Annotated in this window: 2 protein-coding genes; both read left to right on the top strand. The window is 62.8% G+C overall.

The window, feature by feature from the left end; translation table 11 throughout:
• Window positions 1-294 precede the first annotated feature (294 nt).
• Window positions 295-714 (top strand): magnetic particle specific iron-binding protein, encoded by a 420-nt coding sequence (locus H7841_18570; protein ID MEO5338862.1) that lies wholly within the window; start codon window positions 295-297, stop codon window positions 712-714.
• Between the two features lie 61 nt (window positions 715-775).
• The gene (locus H7841_18565; protein MEO5338861.1) at window positions 776-1,099 is read left to right on the top strand and encodes a hypothetical protein; all 324 of its coding nucleotides are present in this window, start codon (window positions 776-778) and stop codon (window positions 1,097-1,099) included.
• Window positions 1,100-1,195 lie beyond the last annotated feature (96 nt).

Genomic DNA, 1,195 nt, shown 5'->3' with positions numbered 1-1,195 from the left:
ATGCCACCCCAAACCGGATATCTGAAACTATCGGCAAGCCGAAACTTGACAGCCTTGCCCCCAGCGACGCCCAGAAAAGAGCCGGCACGTGGGCCCCATACCCATCGGAAAAATATCCGACAGGACTATAACCGAATAAGCAATGTTTGAAAATGTGGTTAGCATCCCGCGCCGGATAGGTGACCGCCTTGCTCTTGCATCCGGGATCGATCCATGGCTCACTCCAGACAGGATCACGGTGCCGGGGCCTGAGGAGTTGGCCTCGGCGCCAAGGTACGGGCAAGGAGGGTGACCATGGCGATAACCACTGCGGCCGGTACGGGGGCTTGCCCCGCAATGGGGGCCGGAGGGAACGGCGGCGGCGTCGCCGGCAAGACCCTCGTAGGGGAAATCGAGCGCGAGGTCGGCGGCGCCAAGATCGGCGGCGCCAAGGCCGTGGCGGTGGGCAAAACCACGACGGTGGGCAAGTCGGCCGCGACGATCGCCGGCAAGGCCGCGACCGTGACGGCCGGGGCCAACGGGGGCACCGCCGTATTGACCAAGGGCGCGATCGCCACCGGAGGCACGATCTGGACGGGGAAGGGCCTGAGCCTCGGGTTGGGACTGGGGCTCGGGGTCTGGGGGCCCATTCTTCTCGGCGCCGTCAGCGCCGCGGCGATTTATGGGTACGTCCGAAGCCGCAAGGTTGAGGCCACCGGGGAAGACGCCGACTAGAAACCGCTCGAGGCCCGGACTCCAATTTCAGGGCACGACGTATTGCGACGAGGATACGAAAATGAATTCTTACACCCTTCGCGGCGGGAAAACCCTGCGGTCGCGGTTTCTGGCGGGGTTGAGCTATCTCGGCATCTTTTGTTTCGTCCCGCTATTCGTCAACAAGTCCGACGAGTACGTCTACTTCCACGCCAAGCAGGGACTGGTGATCTGGGTACTGACCGTGCTGGCGATGTCGACGTTTTACCTGCCGGGTATCGGGCATGTGGTTTTTAGCGTGGCGATTAAAGTCTTGCTGGCCTTGTCCGTGCTGGGGTTGATTTCCGTGTCGCTGAGGAAGGCCTGGAAGTTGCCGATGGTCAGCAACGTGGCGGCGCTGATCTGATCGGCTGTCGTGGAGGAAGGCCAATACGGGAAACACCGTCCGTCCGATACCTTTTTTCCGGGCTTTCGGGGGGGGGGGGGGGGGGGGGGTGGTTAG

The organism is Magnetospirillum sp. WYHS-4 (genome assembly GCA_039908345.1).
Taxonomy (GTDB): Bacteria; Pseudomonadota; Alphaproteobacteria; order Rhodospirillales; family GLO-3; genus JAMOBD01.
The sequence above is the reverse complement of the archived record's forward strand: the minus strand, read 5'-3'. Positions and strand labels throughout refer to the sequence as shown.